General features: G+C 44.0%; 14 protein-coding genes and 1 pseudogene. 8 read left to right on the plus strand and 7 right to left on the minus strand.

The genetic code is table 11. From position 1 onward, the window contains the following. Window positions 1–520, minus strand: a pseudogene (locus tag B4K20_RS12345) (glutathione synthase); the annotation flags it as partial. Between the two features lie 182 nt (window positions 521–702). Between B4K20_RS12345 and glyQ the strand changes: the two are divergent. From glyQ to B4K20_RS12370, 5 genes are read left to right on the plus strand one after another with little or no spacing between them, the layout of a single operon-like run. Next, complete coding sequence (glyQ, locus tag B4K20_RS12350; protein WP_289283100.1) at window positions 703–1,641, plus strand: glycine--tRNA ligase subunit alpha; 939 nt, start codon at window positions 703–705, stop codon at window positions 1,639–1,641. Further along, window positions 1,638–3,716 carry a glycine--tRNA ligase subunit beta gene (gene glyS, locus B4K20_RS12355; protein ID WP_289283101.1) on the plus strand — a complete coding sequence of 693 codons (2,079 nt, stop codon included), beginning with the start codon at window positions 1,638–1,640 and terminating at the stop codon, window positions 3,714–3,716. Before glyQ ends, glyS begins: the two co-directional genes overlap by 4 nt. A gap of 11 nt (window positions 3,717–3,727) precedes the next feature. After that, complete coding sequence (gene gmhB / locus B4K20_RS12360) at window positions 3,728–4,270, plus strand: D-glycero-beta-D-manno-heptose 1,7-bisphosphate 7-phosphatase (protein ID WP_286305722.1); 543 nt, start codon at window positions 3,728–3,730, stop codon at window positions 4,268–4,270. Beyond that, window positions 4,267–5,010, plus strand: coding sequence for a lysophospholipid acyltransferase family protein (locus B4K20_RS12365; protein ID WP_289283102.1), 744 nt, complete (start codon window positions 4,267–4,269; stop codon window positions 5,008–5,010). The genes gmhB and B4K20_RS12365 overlap by 4 nt, the downstream gene beginning before the upstream one ends. 10 nt (window positions 5,011–5,020) lie before the next feature. Continuing rightward, window positions 5,021–7,102: an EAL domain-containing response regulator gene (locus tag B4K20_RS12370; protein WP_289283103.1), complete on the plus strand. Its 2,082-nt coding sequence runs from the start codon at window positions 5,021–5,023 to the stop codon at window positions 7,100–7,102. Between the two features lie 41 nt (window positions 7,103–7,143). On the opposite strand, the gene htpX is transcribed toward B4K20_RS12370, so the two are convergent. Genes htpX through B4K20_RS12395 form a run of 5 tightly spaced genes read right to left on the minus strand, consistent with a single transcriptional unit; the run spans window position 7,144 to window position 12,071 of the window. Next, on the minus strand, window positions 7,144–8,025 hold the full coding sequence (gene htpX / locus B4K20_RS12375) for a protease HtpX (protein WP_286305719.1): 882 nt from the start codon (window positions 8,023–8,025) through the stop codon (window positions 7,144–7,146). Window positions 8,026–8,081: 56 nt separating this feature from the next. Next, window positions 8,082–9,203 (minus strand): ATP-grasp domain-containing protein, encoded by a 1,122-nt coding sequence (locus tag B4K20_RS12380; RefSeq protein WP_289283104.1) that lies wholly within the window; start codon window positions 9,201–9,203, stop codon window positions 8,082–8,084. A 12-nt stretch (window positions 9,204–9,215) separates the two neighbouring features. After that, window positions 9,216–10,121, minus strand: coding sequence for an NAD(P)-dependent methylenetetrahydromethanopterin dehydrogenase (locus tag B4K20_RS12385; protein WP_289243763.1), 906 nt, complete (start codon window positions 10,119–10,121; stop codon window positions 9,216–9,218). 52 nt (window positions 10,122–10,173) lie between these two features. Then, complete coding sequence (locus B4K20_RS12390) at window positions 10,174–11,208, minus strand: beta-ribofuranosylaminobenzene 5'-phosphate synthase family protein (protein WP_289283105.1); 1,035 nt, start codon at window positions 11,206–11,208, stop codon at window positions 10,174–10,176. Beyond that, window positions 11,205–12,071: an NAD(P)-dependent methylenetetrahydromethanopterin dehydrogenase gene (locus B4K20_RS12395; protein ID WP_289283106.1), complete on the minus strand. Its 867-nt coding sequence runs from the start codon at window positions 12,069–12,071 to the stop codon at window positions 11,205–11,207. The genes B4K20_RS12390 and B4K20_RS12395 overlap by 4 nt, the downstream gene beginning before the upstream one ends. Before the next feature lie 239 nt (window positions 12,072–12,310). On the opposite strand from B4K20_RS12395, the gene B4K20_RS12400 reads away from it, so the two are divergent. Further along, complete coding sequence (locus B4K20_RS12400) at window positions 12,311–12,667, plus strand: hypothetical protein (protein ID WP_289283107.1); 357 nt, start codon at window positions 12,311–12,313, stop codon at window positions 12,665–12,667. 64 nt (window positions 12,668–12,731) lie between these two features. On the opposite strand, the gene B4K20_RS12405 is transcribed toward B4K20_RS12400, so the two are convergent. After that, window positions 12,732–13,529 carry a quinoprotein dehydrogenase-associated SoxYZ-like carrier gene (locus tag B4K20_RS12405; RefSeq protein WP_289283108.1) on the minus strand — a complete coding sequence of 266 codons (798 nt, stop codon included), beginning with the start codon at window positions 13,527–13,529 and terminating at the stop codon, window positions 12,732–12,734. A 278-nt stretch (window positions 13,530–13,807) separates the two neighbouring features. Between B4K20_RS12405 and gltX the strand changes: the two genes are divergently transcribed. Then, window positions 13,808–15,214: a glutamate--tRNA ligase gene (gene gltX, locus B4K20_RS12410; RefSeq protein WP_289283109.1), complete on the plus strand. Its 1,407-nt coding sequence runs from the start codon at window positions 13,808–13,810 to the stop codon at window positions 15,212–15,214. Window positions 15,215–15,422: 208 nt separating this feature from the next. Continuing rightward, on the plus strand, window positions 15,423–16,107 hold a 685-nt coding region (locus B4K20_RS12415), incomplete at its 3' end, for a PQQ-binding-like beta-propeller repeat protein (RefSeq protein ID WP_289283110.1).

The following is a 16,107-nucleotide window of genomic DNA, read 5'->3' on the forward strand; positions in this document are numbered from 1 at the left end:
CGCGAAATATCGACGCACCACCCATGCCATCAAGCGGTTTAAGAATAATATCGCCATGCGTTTGCTGGAAATCTTTTATCAGATGTTTCTGGCGTGTCACCAGAGTGGGAGGACAGCATTGTGGAAACCAGGCGGTAAAGAGTTTTTCATTGGCATCACGCAGGCTTTGTGGATCATTGATAATAAGCACGCCATTAGCTTGAGCTTGTTCCAGCAAATAAGTGCTGTAGATGTATTCCATATCAAATGGCGGATCTTTACGCATCAATATGGCTTCTACATCAGTGATGGGGCGGGTGACTTTTTCACCCAGTTCAAACCAGTGCTGCGGGTCATCAAACACGCGAAGACTGCGCATTTCAGCAAAAACTTTTCCCTCAGATAGAAAAAGGTCTTGCTGTTCCATATATAAAATCTGCCAGTCTCGCTGCTGCGCGGCCAGCATCATCGCAAGACTACTGTCTTTTTTGGTATTAATCCGATCGATCGGATCCATAACGATGCCAATGGTTCGTTGCATAGTCACTCTCATGATTGCCTGACTCAGGTTGTGAATTGTACCTGAATGGTGGCAATGGAGTGACGAGGAAAATGTGTGCTCAGGCTTTCTCGTATCAGATTTATCTGCTGTCGACCTCTACAGTCAGCTCTGTATTCGCTATAATCCCGTATGTTTTGACTTTGGATTGTGAAATCGAGCTAATGACTAAGACAGCGGTGATGAAGGCGGAAACGCCAAGAACCTTTCAGGAACTGATCCTCAGGCTGCAACAGTACTGGGCTGAGCAGGGCTGTGTGCTTCTCCAACCTTACGATATGGAAGTCGGTGCAGGGACATTCCATCCAGCGACATTTTTGCGCGCGATTGGCCCTGAACCATGGAGTGCTGCTTATGTTCAGCCTTCACGTCGTCCGACCGATGGTCGCTATGGCGAAAACCCAAATCGTCTCCAACACTACTACCAGTTTCAGGTCGTTTTAAAACCGTCACCTATCAACATTCAGGAACTCTATTTAGGCTCTCTGGAAATGCTGGGGCTGGATACTGCTATTCATGATGTGCGTTTTGTCGAAGATAACTGGGAGTCACCGACCCTCGGTGCATGGGGGCTTGGTTGGGAAGTATGGTTGAACGGTATGGAAGTCACACAGTTCACGTATTTCCAACAGGTGGGTGGACTCGAATGTCGACCCGTCACCGGTGAAATTACCTACGGTCTGGAACGTATAGCCATGTACCTGCAAGGTGTGAGCAGTGTCTATGACTTAATCTGGGCAGATGGTCCTATGGGTAAAGTCACTTATGGTGACGTGTTCCACCAAAACGAAGTCGAAATGTCGACTTACAACTTCGAACATGCCGATGTGGACAGTTTATTCACCACATTTGATACCTGTGAACGTGAAAGTCAACGTATGATAGAAGCAGGTTTACCGCTACCTGCCTATGAGCTGGTGTTGAAAGCGTCACATACGTTTAACTTACTCGATGCAAGAAAAGCCATTTCCGTGACAGAAAGACAGCGATATATCCTCCGTGTACGTACCTTAGCCAGAGCCGTTGCTCAGGCCTATTACGACAGACGTGAATCATTAGGTTTTCCAATGGTTCAGTCTGAAAATAAGGAGGCACAGGCATGAGTCAGACACAGGATTTGCTTATTGAGGTAGGCACAGAAGAATTACCGCCGAAGGCTTTGTTGAAATTGAGTCAGGCATTTCACCAAGGGGTTGAACAAGGCCTAAAAAATGCTGAGCTAAGCTTTGATGCAATTCGTGCTTACGCTACACCAAGACGTTTGGCTTTAGTGATTTCGAAGTTACAAACGCAACAAGATGATCTCACTGTAGAACGACGTGGCCCGGCCGTAACCGCCGCATTTGATGAAGATGGTAATCCGACCAAAGCCTTACAAGGCTTCGCTCGTTCTTGTGGCGTGGATGTTGATGATTTGGAAACGATGCAGACAGAAAAAGGCGCATGGTTGATCTTCAGACAACAGCAAAAAGGGGCTGAAACCGCCACTTTATTGCCTGACATCATTCAGCAATCGTTAAATGCTTTACCCATTCCCAAGCGTATGCGCTGGGGCAACTTGCCGGGTGAGTTTGTTCGTCCTGTTCACTGGTTGGTTGTGTTACTGGGGGATGACATTGTTCCTTTCGAATTACTCGGCGTGAGCGCAGACCGTTTTACGGTTGGTCATCGTTTCCACCATCCTCAGCCTATCCGTATCAGCACACCGATGACTTATGCACCACAACTGGAAACAGAAGGCCATGTGATGGTGGATTACGAAGCCAGAAAACAGGCGATTCATGGGCAGGTAAATGAATTGGCAGCCAGCCTCGGTGGTGATGCCGTGATTAATCCTGAGTTACTTGAGGAAGTGACTGGCTTAGTGGAGTGGCCCGTGGCCCTAGCAGGTAACTTTGATCAGCGTTTTCTAGAATTACCTCCTGAAGCGTTGATTTCATCAATGGAAGGTCATCAGAAATATTTCGCGGTACGAGCAAAGAATGGGGATTTACTGCCGCATTTCATCACTATCTGTAATATCGCTAGTCAGGATCCGGCACAAGTGATTGCCGGTAATGAACGTGTGATTCTGCCACGACTGAGTGATGCGGCCTTTTTCTGGGAAACGGATCGCAAGTCACCTTTGGCTGCTCGCCAAGAGCAGTTAAAAACCATTGTGTTCCAGAATAAGTTAGGCACGGTTTATGACAAATCTCAGCGTGTTGCAGCCTTAGCCGCCAGTATTGCACAACAGATGGGAAGTGAGGCTCAGTTAGCTGAACGTGCAGCATTGTTAGCAAAATGTGATCTTGTTACGGAAATGGTCGGTGAGTTTCCTGAATTACAGGGTATTATGGGCCGTTATTATGCTCAGTTGGATGGTGAGCCTGCTGATGTCGCGGAAGCACTGGATGAGCAATATCGTCCACGTTTTGCCGGTGATGAGCTGCCGCAAACAGCAACCGGTATCGCCGTCAGTTTAGCCGAAAAACTGGATACGATTGTTGGTCTGTTTGGTATTGGCCAGCCGCCTTCTGGTGTTAAAGACCCGTTTGCCTTACGACGTGCGGCATTAGGTGTGCTGCGTATTATTATTGAGCGTCAACTGTCACTTGATCTGTTCGAGCTTATCTCTGAAGCGGTCAACAACTTTGTTGATATTCTGACTGAAGATGATGTGAGAACTCAGGTGATGCAGTATTTTTACGATCGTCTGCGTGGTTATGTTATCGACCAAGGGGCTAAAGCGGATGAATACGAGTCAGTGCTGGCAGTATCACCAACGCAACCGCTTGATTTCATGCAAAGACTGAATGCTGTAGCCGAGTTTAGAAAATTGGAGCAAGCAGAATCGCTGGCAGCCGGTAATAAGCGTATTGGTAATATTTTGCGTAAAAATGAGGCTGAGCAAGAAGGCCTGGTTGTTGAGCCTGGCCTGTTAGTTGAACCAGCTGAAAAAGCGCTGGCTGAACAGGTTGTGGAGGCACAACAAGCCTTGAAGCCTCTCTATGCTGCATCAGATTATGCGGGCATTCTGAATTATCTTGCCGGCATGCGTGAAACCATCGATGCTTTTTTTGAGCAAGTCATGGTAATGTCTGATGATGAGGCAGTGAGAAACAATCGATTAGCCTTACTCAATCAAACCCGAGCCTTATTTTTAGGGGTTGCCGATATTTCCTGCTTGCAGGAGTAACAGGAGCAATTATGTCGCTGATTATTCTGGACCGAGATGGCGTCATCAATCATGATTCGGATGATTTCATTAAAAATCCGGCAGAGTGGGAGCCGATTGACGGCAGCCTCGAAGCGATTGCTCGATTAAATTATGCGGGATACCGGGTGGTAGTGATTACCAATCAATCTGGTATCGCGCGCGGTTTGTTTGATGTAGAAACCTTAAACCGTATTCACAGCAAAATGCGTCGTATGCTGGCTCAGGTTGGTGGCAAAATTGAGGCGATCATGTTTTGTCCTCATGGTCCGGAAGATGATTGTCAATGTCGCAAGCCAAAGAATGGCTCTTTCGTGGATCTAGCCCATCGTTTACGTGTGAATCTGGACAATGTACCTGCTGTGGGTGATTCTCTTCGTGATATTCAGGCGGCGATGTTATCTCAGGCCAGGCCTATATTGGTCAGAACAGGTAAAGGTGAGAAGACTCTAGCTGCAGGCATTCCTGACGGTGTAGAGGTTTATGATGATCTGGCGAGTGTCGCTACAGCCCTATTAGAACGCAAACTACAATGATCTATATTCGATCCACTATTTTCTTTATTTTGCATGCGGTGACGGCAGTATTGTTTTCCTGTTTAGGCGTTCTGCTATGGCCTTTACCATTTAAATGGCGTTATGCCGTCGTCAGCCAGTGGGCGAAATCCAATATCTGGCTATTAGATAAAATTTGTCATGTAAAGCTCGACGTTGAGGGTCGTCAGCATATCGGTGATGAACCTGCCGTAATCATATGTAAACATCAATCTTCATGGGAAACCCTGGCATTACAAGCTGTTTTTCCGCCTCAGGTCTGGGTGTTAAAGCGTGAATTATTCTGGATTCCGTTTTTTGGTTGGGGATTAGCATCTCTAAATCCTATTGCAATAGACCGTAAAGCAGGCCGAAAAGCCCTGAATCAAGTGATAGAGCAAGGCTTAGATCGTTTAACATCGGGTGCCTGGGTGGTGATTTTTCCGGAAGGTACCAGAATAGCAAAAGGCTATATTGGTCGATTTGGAATTGGTGGCGCCAGACTGGCAAAAGAAACCGGATATCCGGTTATTCCTGTCTGTCATGATGCCGGTAAATCATGGCCCAAACATGGTTTTTTGAAATACCCTGGTGTAATAAAAATGACTATAGGTCAGAAGATAGCTACCGATAGCCTATCTGCAGCTGAATTAAATCAGCAGTTGTTCGAGTGGATGGAAATACAACAAACCAAGTTGGAAGGTAAGAAACCGATGCTTCTGGACAAAAAGAAAGAACAATAAGGTAACGACCGTGGCGAGAGCAGAAGGCATTTTACGAGTACTGATTATCGATAGTTCTTTGACCGATGCAGATGCTATCGTCAACGTGCTCCGTAGTGCTGGACATGCGGTCAGAGCAACAAGGGAAGATAAGCCTGCAGCAATTGAAAAGCTGTTATCAGCCCAGAATTGGGAATTAATTTTATGTCGAGAAAATATCGCTGATATCCAGCCGATGGATATTTTGAACCTGATACAGCATCTAGATAAAGACCTGCCCTGCATCATCATTGCTGATGATAAATCACATGAAACGGAATACTTTTCGAGCATCGTAAAAGATGTTGTCTTGTTTGAAGATAAACCACGATTACAGTTTGTGATTAATCGCGAGCTGGATAATCTATTTATCAGACGTTTAGCCCGACGTAATGAGCGAGCACTCAGGGAGAGTGAGAAACGCTCTAAAACACTGCTTGATAGTTCAAGAGATGCTGTTGCTTATATGCATGAAGGGATGCATATCTATGTAAACCAGGCTTACCTGAATTTGTTTGGTTATGAAGAGGCGGAAGATATTGCTGGGCTGCCGATTCTCGATTTATTCAGTGCAGATGACCATCCTAAATTTAAGGCGGTATTCAGACAGTTTACTGAGCAAACGGATGCTCCCCCAGTGACGATGACTGGCAATGGATTAACAGCAGAAGGCATAACCTTCAAGGCAGAAATTCAATTTAGTCACGCTCGTGTTGAAGGGGAAGATTGCACTCAGGTTGTGATCAGAGACGATACGGTAATCAATCAACAACCTAAGGCTGTTATCCCAGTACTGGATGATCATGACCAACTTACCGGCTTATATAACCGTAGTCGTTTTATTACTGAGTTGGAAAAAACTGTGCACCGTGCTGCTGAGGGTGAGGGCGATGCGCAACTACTCTATTTGGTACTGGATGATTTCTTTTCGATAAAAGAAAAAGTGGGACTGGCTACCAGCGAAGTTATTTTGAAGAGTGTGTCTGATTTATTGCACGATAACTTGGCTGAACAGGAAGTTATCGGCCATTACGGTGATCAGGTCTTTACCATAATCGTACCGAATCATGACGATGCCTATGTTGATGAGCGCGCAGAGTCTTTCCGAAGAACCATTGATGACTACGTGTCACATGTTGCAGGTAAAACGATAGATTTACGCTGCAGTGTGGGTATCGCTCGCGTTAATGAAAGTCAGTTGACCGCTGAAGCTGTGTTAGAAAATGCAGATAGAGCGGCGATGAAAGCTCAGCATGCGGGTGGAAACCAGGTCATACGGTTCCGTGCTCAAACAGATCAAACTGGACAGCAGTCCAGCGAAAGCTGGCGTCAGCAGCTACAAAAAGCGTTGCAGGACGATAACTTCACTTTATTTTATCAACCGATTGTCAGTTTGCATGGTGAAGAGCAGGAATTTTACGAAGTATTATTGCGCCTTGAGGTAAATGGCGAACTGATTGCAGCGGATAGCTTTATCCAACATGCTGTTCAGTTAAAAATGATGACAGAGATAGATAAATGGGTGATTCGTAGTGCTTTAAAAGCATTAACCATTCATCGTCAACGTTATCCTAAAACACGTTTCTTCATCAAATTATCAGAGCAAAGTCTCCATGAAGAAGCGTTTGTAGATTGGTTATCCGCTTCACTTTCAGCACAACAGCTGAATGCCCAGGCTCTTATTTTTGAAGTCAGTGAGACAATGGCGATTGATAATGTTGAGCAAGTCAGGCACGTGATTGAACGTTTACAAGGCTTGGGCTGTGAATTTGGTTTAGAGCACTTTGGATCGGGTATAGACTTCTCAAATAGTCTGAAAGCATTTAATGTGGATTATCTAAAAATCAACGGTACATTTGTTGAAAATATGGCACATGATGTTGAAAATCAGGCAGCTGTCAAAGCCATCATTGAAATGACAAAAGAAGCGGGTAAGCGTTCTATCGCTGAGTTTGTATCAGATGCGAATAGCTTAGCGCTGTTGTGGCGCTTAGGTGTAGATTATGCCCAAGGTTATTATATCCACGAGCCATCACCTGAAATGAATTACAACTTTGAAGATGACGAGCTGTGAGCTTTAGTAAAAAAAGCCGGGTCAGAAGCCCGGCTTTATTTTTATCTATTTCCGCGTAAAGCGTTAATTCTCTCTTCCAATGGTGGGTGCGTCATAAATAACGCTGAAAGACCACCACCTTTGCCACCAGAAATACCCATAGCATGAAGTTGATCCGGTAACGCTTCGGTGGATGTGCCAGCTAAGCGTTGCAATGCAGCAACCATTTTTGGTGCTCCAACTAAACTGGCAGCACCGGCGTCGGCACGAAACTCACGTTGACGACTAAACCACATCACGATTATGCTAGCCAGAATACCCAGTACCAGTTCTGCGATGATGGAAGTAATCCAGAATGCCGGGCCATGACCTCGTTCTACTTTAAAGACTGTACGATCAACGAGATGTCCAATCACACGTGATAGAACAATGACAAACGTGTTCACTACACCCTGTATTAAAGCCATAGTCACCATATCCCCATTGGCTATATGGCTGACCTCATGGGCGAGAACGGCTTCCACTTCATCTTGAGTCATGGACTGCATCAAACCCGTGCTGACAGCCACTAGTGCATTATTTTTATTGGCACCAGTGGCAAACGCGTTCGGTTGTGGTGAGTTATAAATAGCCACATCAGGCATACCAATATTAGCTTGTTGCGCCAGGCGGGTAACGGTACTTAGCAACCATCGTTCAGTCTCATTTTTAGGTTGTTCAATGACCTGAGCCCCTGTCAGATGTTTTGCCGTCCATTTTGAAATAAGCAGGGAGATGATCGAGCCACTGAAGCCGATTACGGCGGCATAAATAATCAAGGCATTCATATCCAGACCGACGCCTTGTTCGTCTAAAAGGCTATCTATGCCAAGCAGTCGCATTGTAATGCTGAGAACGGCGAGTACAGCGATATTTGTACCAAGAAAAAGTAGTATGCGTTTCATGCATGTGATCCTGTCTTAATAAGTCATCGTTAATATGGGTTGAGACACTGCTATTTTCAAGCAGAACAAAGACAATTTTTCCTTATCTCAGTTTCCACTTGATGACGTTTATTATCGCAATCCAGATGTGATTGAGCTTCAACAAGTACTGTGCACACAGGCTCGCCAGGCTGAATCTTCTGTCTGGCGTGGGGAATATCCCGAGTCTCAACAGGCCACGTTGCCTCGCTCTTTACGAATAATGCTTTATCTGCAAAAAGGTATGAGAGACTGGTAACGTTCGTCATTTCACTATTTTGCTGTTGGATTTCAGCAGATAATTTCTCAACACAAGCCTGAATATACCAACGCAACATATCCGTATTATTGGCGTAAAGCTCCGCCGAAGCGGAAAGTCTTGGATTCAGCTCAAGGATATAAATATTAGCTAACTCGTCAATCATAAAGTCGAGACTGCCATAACCGCGAAAACTAATTGCTGTTACAAGCTTTTCTAGTGCCTTAGCAAGAGTTGCTTTAGAAGACTGGCTGATATCAAAGTGATTAATGATTTGCTGTAGCTGAAATGTTTCTGTGTGGTGTATCTGTTCGTTAAACCCAAAGATGAACACAGACTCACCGTCAGCAAGAAAACTGACTGAGCCTGACCTGCCATTGATATATTCCTGAAAAATAAGATGACGAGCTGTGTAGTTAGTTATATCCGTATCTTGAATATGTATACCGCCACTGCTCATTAGGTCTTTCGTTATCCAACGTTTTTTCTTTTTATCAAAAGCCTGAACCCAATGGGTTTCTGGAAAAGGAATGTCAAGTTGTTGAAGTAGAGGGAAAAAGCGTTGTGGTGATCTTAATTTATCTAATACTTGAAAATCATTACCAAGAATTTGGATATGTGTGGGCAAGCAGTTTAAGAGTTCATAGAAGCGTTCAATGCCAGTAGAAAAAATCAGCAGGCAGCGCTGTTGTTGGGTAATTAGTTCAAAAGATGTGAGTATGGATTCTATGGAAAGCAGTTCTAGGGGAGGGATACGGATACATCGATCAGCAACTTTTTGTGTATCTCTATCTGCAAAACAGTCAACGACCCAGGTTGGGTATCCAAGCTGAGCCGCTGACTGTGCAATAAAGCGAGCTGTTTGACCAAAAATGAGAAGTGGTAACCGCTCTTCATCCATCGTTGTATTAAATTAGACTAATTTACGCGCACCATCGAAGGCATTACGGAAATCAAGATAAACAGGTTTTTCTGACTCTAATGTCTCTCTTAGCAGTGCTTGCTGTAATTTGTATTTAACATCACCAATAGCTAATGCTCCAATACCAACGGCATCAGGTGAATTAGTGGCATGTGTCAACGGTGCGCCAAAGTCCATCAATTTAACACCTTCGATACCCAGTGGTGACACGGCATTAACATCGCCAGCCACTTTGAGTTTAGTCGCATCACGTAAAACAGATGCATTCAGTACCTGGACCCCTGCTTTAGCAGCACAGAAAACGATGTCTGCGTCGTACAATAAACGGGCTTTATCAGCATCAGAAGCCGCTGTCGTGCCTCGTAAATCAACGTCATAGCGTTTTTTGGCTTCTGCAGCAAACTCTAGTGCAGTATCAATAGAGAAGTGATCAACAATGGCCGTTTCTGCACCCTGAAGGGCAGCAATAACGGCTGTGGCAATACCCACTGGTCCGGTTCCACCGAAGACAACGGCTTTAGCGCCTTTTAATTCTTGTTTAAATTTATTTTTCAGTTCACGTTCGACACAAGCCACCAAGGCTGCAGCAGTAGTGAAAGCACCACTTGGATCAGCAAAAACTGAAATTTCAAAAGGAGGAACCATGGATTTTTTAGCCGATTCCAACATGTCCATAGCCAATCCGATATCACGTCCACCGATGAACATGCCGGTTTTTTTCACACCTGAAGGGCCACGTGAAAAAATAGCATCCTGAGTTAGGCCTGCAACTTCGTTTAACTCAACATGTGAATATGGAATCAATACATCGTAACCCGCATCTAGTGCCATGTTAATGTCAAAGGGACTGTTGTGCTTCATTGGGTTAAGCATGTGAATAATCGAACGTTTGGACATAATTAATCCTTATAATAATCAAATTACGGCTGGAATATGATAATAGCCACAGTTACATAGAGGATTCAACAACTGCGCCATGATTATCTGCAGATGTTTGAATAAAAACGGGTGCCTCATCCTCAGAAAAAGTCGTTTTAGCAAATGTCTCAAGCTGTTTTATCAGCTGCTCTGCCTGATCATCACTTTCGACTAATATACATCCTGTCGGGCCCCAAGAGCTCTGAGCAATGCCTGTATGACCCCATTTTTGGGCCTGCAATAGACAGGCTTCGACACGTTTACTGGTGTATCGGCCACCTTGTGCTTGGGCAAAATGATCGCCAATTAACGCTTGAATATCTGTTACGGCTTTACCAAATACATCACAGGATTGTTCAATGAGCGCAGGTAATAGCTGCATCAACGTCATATGACTGATAATACGAGCATTTTCCTGAGGAAACACGGGCAGTTGTTTAAATGCCTGCAATTCAGCGCTGCCATGAATACCTTGATGATTTGGATCCATCACTAACACAATTTTCCATTTCTCAGGAAAGTTAAGCTGAGCAAGAACAGGTGGGACAGTTTGCTCAGGCTTAAGGCCACCATCAATCACAAATCCGCCATGATCAAAAGTAGCAATACCAATTCCTGAACGTTTGCCACGCCCCAACTCTTTGGCAAGCAATGGCGTATCAATGGATAAACCATGAAACTTCGCAAGTGCGACGCCGAGAGTAAGAGTGAGTTGTGTTCCCGAGCCTAGTCCTGAATGTTCTGGGATAGCTGAATTAACAGAAATAGCCACGCTACGGTTGGCATGGGGCACATGTTGCCCCAACTTTTCATAAAACAGCGTACATATTTGATTTATCTTCAATCGCATATTGTCAGTGACATATGCGCCTTGAATATTGAAATTTTCAGCGGGGGATATGTTAATGATTGTGTGGTGGCTGTTGATAGCAAGTCCGATACTACCGAATTTGCGACCAATTTCAGCATTTAAATCAAGAAATCCAAGATGAAGCCTGGCTGGAGCCTGAACGGTGACAGTTGGCATTGCCGTTAGGCTCTCCGCTTCAGCAGTTTTTTGTTTCACTGTTCGTTATCAATCTTGCAGGCTATATCGTAAATTGTGGTTTCATCTAGGAAGGCATCATTGCTTTCAAAGAGTGAGGCAATAGCACCACGATGAACTTTCATTTTAAAGTTACCAATAGCAATTGCACCGTAATAACGCATGCCATTTTTCTCGACACCGTTATCCATGACTTCCATGCCGGCAACACCCAGAGGTGGGACAGCGTTAACATCAGCGACTACTTTAATTGAGGTGTTATTGGCCAGTGCCATTTCCGGTACAACACAGACACCAGCTGGTCCAGCAGCAATCACCACATGTGCATCAGATACGATTTGTTTAACAGCTTCATCACTTCGTGTTTCGCCTGGCATGACATCGACACCGTAGTGCTCTTTCATTTCTTTGACCGTGGCTTTACTTCTTTCCATACTACGACAAGTCAGCGTCACTTTTTTTGCGCCTTCTCTGAGCATGTACAAAGCCGTGCGCTGGCCTACAGGACCGGAGCCAAGAATGACGACATTTTTATCTTTGACATCATAATCAGTAAGCACTTTACGAGCGATGGCAGCAGCTGTTGTATTCGAGCCATTTGGATCGAGCATTACCGATACGCTGACAGGACCGAAAAATGCTTTTTTTACAGCTTTACCGACAAGATCACTGGCAGGCACATTTGAGCCACCGATGAAAATAGCGCTATTTTTCAGGTTTTTTCCACCACGGGTAAAAATCATTCCGTGAACATGTGGTGTGACATTGTCACGTGTGGCGCCGCCATGAGCAATGATGTTATCGACACCAGCATCATAAGCCACTGCTTGGTCGAAGGTGCTGGCAACTGGATCTGTATCCAAGTGCAATAACAATTTTTTCATTTGGCTATCTCCCGCCTGTGTTTATTAGTGTCTTAGTGAGGTTGAAATTCTACCTGATGTTGGTCTTGTGTGAAAATAAAGCGTTTTTTTACCGCGCCGTGATGGCAGAAGATTATGAAGAATTCATGTAGTATGTCTATTCAATTCTGTATCAAAATCAGGATAAGTGGAACTAAAGGTTTGAAGGTTGAGTCTTAACTCATCCGAACAAATGAATAATAAAATATAGGAGAGAATGAATGAAGATTGCTGGAGCTGCTGCATTGTTTGCTACTGGTTTGGCTTTATTGCCAACAATGGCAATGTCCAATGATTTTTCTACGGTTACCCGTGTGCATTTCGTCATGGATTGTATGGAAGCGAATTCAAAAATGAATGTTTATGAGGGAGTTCATAAATGTTCATGTGTTGTAGATAAGTTAGCGGAAGCCTTTACTGAAAAGGAATTCGAAGATATCAGTACTGGCTTTATGTACAAAAACATGCCTGCAGATAAAGGTGCTGAATTCAGAGATGATAAAGGTGTTCAAAAGGGCTTAAAACTGTTCGAAGAAGTGAATCAAGCTGCTTATAAAGAATGTCGCATCCATAACTAAGATGACTATTATTTAGTTAAAAAAAGGCCGCTCAAGCGGCCTTTTTTGTTTCAAACATTAAAAATCAGATCTCTTTTTCTATTTTAAATTCTTGAGATTTTGTGTCATGTACTTTTGCTTCTAGCTTGCCATGCTTTTGAGGAGTGAATGTGAATCGTATGCTTGGATCTTCACTCATCGAAATACCGGCATCCACCGTAATCAGTGTTTGTCCGTTGTAGCTGATATTCATTTTATCGATGTAATGAGCCGGAATATATTTACGTGCTTTTTGATCAAATTGCAGCCCATTGTAGTTAGGGTGGCTAACGATCATCTGAGCCTGAACGGGCTCACCGACACTCGGTTGACGCATTCGCAACTGCATTTTACCTAGCCGAGCTAATGCGGCGGCGGCATCCTTGCCAGCGGGTGCACTGCAACCACCGGAAGCTTTAACAAAACGTGACACCATGTATAAACTGCCATCGTTCATTTCAGCGACAGCTCGGACATAGGTATATTGATCGACCCGCATGCGTGTGGATAAATCGACATTACCTAGCTCAGGTGAAAGATGGAATTTTGCAGAGTAAGGCATTGGATTGTTATCTATAAAGATATAGATGTTCTCAATATAGTTATCCTGCGATTGCGGTTTTAACGATTTTATGGTGATGGGCACAATGGCTGCATCTTCAGCACGTTTTGGTGCTTCCAAGCTTAATATATCTTCCGCCTCATCCTGTATAGTCCTGTCACCGAAGTAAGTTTGTTTCAGCGTTGGCCATACGGGCTCTTCTGGTGTGGCAGCCCAGATGGAATGACTACTTAGAATGAGTACTAATCCTGCAAAAGTGATCGTTGATAATCGACTAAACATTTCTCTCTCCCCAATAAGAAGTTGTTGTTATTTTATGTTTTTTGAAATGTATTGTATGGGAAAAGTTCCTGGTTTGGCAGCGGCTAATCATCATTAAAAGTTTGTACAAAAAGGATATTTCCTTCGCCAGTCAGACTGGGCTTTCCTAGTGTGCGAATAAAATTGGCATGTAGACAATTAAATTAGATTCAGATTAGGAATGTCTGAACCGCGATATATCGATGTTCAACTGTTACAATACTGCCTTTATTGAACCTACCTAGTTGAGAGTTTCTAACATGACTATACGTACCCGTTTTGCTCCAAGTCCAACAGGTTATTTACACGTTGGTGGGGCGAGGACAGCTCTGTTTTCCTGGCTTTATGCCCGTAAACACGGTGGTCGATTTGTACTTCGCATAGAAGATACGGATCTTGAACGTTCTACGGCTGAATCTGTGCAAGCCATTCTTGATGGGATGTCATGGCTAGGGCTCGATTATGATGAAGGGCCGTTTTATCAAACGCAGCGCTTTGACCGTTATAAAGAAATCATTCAACAACTCCTGGAGCAGGGTGATGCTTATCACTGCTATTGCTCGAAAGATGAGCTGGAAGAGATGCGTGAGCAGCAACGCGCCAACAAAGAAAAGCCTCGTTATGATGGCCGTTGCAGGGAATTAACTGAGCCTAAACCCGGTATTGAACCGGTTATCCGCTTTAAGAATCCCACGACTGGTAGTGTCATCGTCAGAGATATGATTCGTGGCAATGTTGAGTTTAAAAACGCTGAATTAGATGATTTGATTATTGCCCGTCCCGATGGCACACCGACCTACAATCTCACGGTTGTGGTCGATGATATGGATATGCAGATGACCCATGTTATCCGTGGTGATGATCATCTCAACAACTCACCCAGACAGATCAATATCTTCAAAGCACTGGGGGCAGAGCCGCCTAAGTTTGCTCACGTGCCGATGATTCTTGGTGATGATGGGGCCAGACTCTCAAAACGACACGGTGCTGTTGGCGTGATGAGTTATCGTGATCAAGGCTATCTCCCCGAAGCTTTACTAAACTATCTCGTCAGACTGGGATGGTCACACGGCGATCAGGAAATCTTTTCAATACAAGAAATGATTGAGCTTTTTGACATTGAAGATGTCAACAAGGCAGCGTCAAGTTTTAATACAGAGAAATTATTGTGGTTAAATCAGCAATACATCAAAAATAGCACTCCAACTCATATTGCTGATCACCTTGCCTGGCATATGCAGCAGCATAAAGTTGATATTTCTGTCGGCCCTAGTCTTGAAAAAATTGCCGTGCTTTATCAGGAAAGAGCAAAAACGCTGGTTGAAATGGCGGAAAGCAGCCTATTCTTTTATAACAAAGTCAGCAGTTTTGACGAAAAAGCAGCTAAGAAAAACTTGAATCAGGCTAGTTTGCCTCTGCTTCAAAATATGCAATCACGATTATTAGCTTTATCAGAATGGTTGGCTGAGCCTATTCATACAGAAATAAAAGCCTGTGCAGACATGCATGAAGTCGGCATGGGGAAAGTTGCCCAGCCTATCAGGGTGGCAATCACAGGGAATACTGTGTCTCCTTCCTTGGATGTGACACTGGAATTGCTTGGTCGTGAGCGCACATTGGCTGCAATTGAGTTCGCTATCGACTGGATCAATAATCAGGACTCATGATCAGGCAAAAGGGAAAAAGATAGGAATTTCATTCACTTAGGCTTTCGGGAAAAAATTCCCGAAAGTTATAAGTAAATTATCATAAAAAAGATGGGAAATATGCTTGACTAACGTTTTCTTCGAGATTATTGTTGCCCTACGCATGAGGTTCAACACTGAACAACTTTCGTGTCGTATATAACTAGAAAGCAATAAAGAGGAAAACTTTATGAAGCTGAAAACTTTATCAATCGCAATGATGACATTAGCTGTACCAGGTTTGGCTGCTGCTGATGAGCTATTGCAAATGCAACAAAACGAAAACAACTGGGTAATGCCAGCAGGTAACTACAACAACCAACGTTACTCTGAATTAACTCAAATCAACAAAGACAATGTTAAAGATTTAAACATGGCATGGTCTTTCTCAACGGGTGTTTTACGTGGTCACGAAGGTAATGCTTTAGTTATCGACGGCACTATGTACGTTCACACACCATTTCCAAACATCGTGTTTGCGTTGGATTTAAACAACGATGGCGCGATCAAATGGAAATATGAACCAAAACAAAACTACGATGAAACTGTACCTGTTATGTGCTGTGACACAGTTAACCGTGGTTTAAGCTATGCAGACGGTAAAATCTTCCTGAACCAAGCGGATACAACTCTGGTCGCTCTGAATGCAGCTGATGGTAGTGTTGCATGGTCTGACAAACGTGATGATCCAAAACGTGGTGCGACCAGCACAGCAGCGGCTCACGTATTTAAAGATAAAATCATCGTCGGTATCTCAGGTGGTGAGTTTGGTGTACGTGGTTACGTTCAAGCTTATGACTTAGATGGTAACGTGAAATACAAAGCGTATAGCACGGGTCCTGATGATGAAATGTTAGTTGACCCAGAAAAAACCA

The sequence above is a fragment of the Methylophaga sp. UBA5088 genome (genome assembly GCF_002414625.1).
Classification (GTDB): domain Bacteria; phylum Pseudomonadota; class Gammaproteobacteria; order Nitrosococcales; family Methylophagaceae; genus Methylophaga; species Methylophaga marina.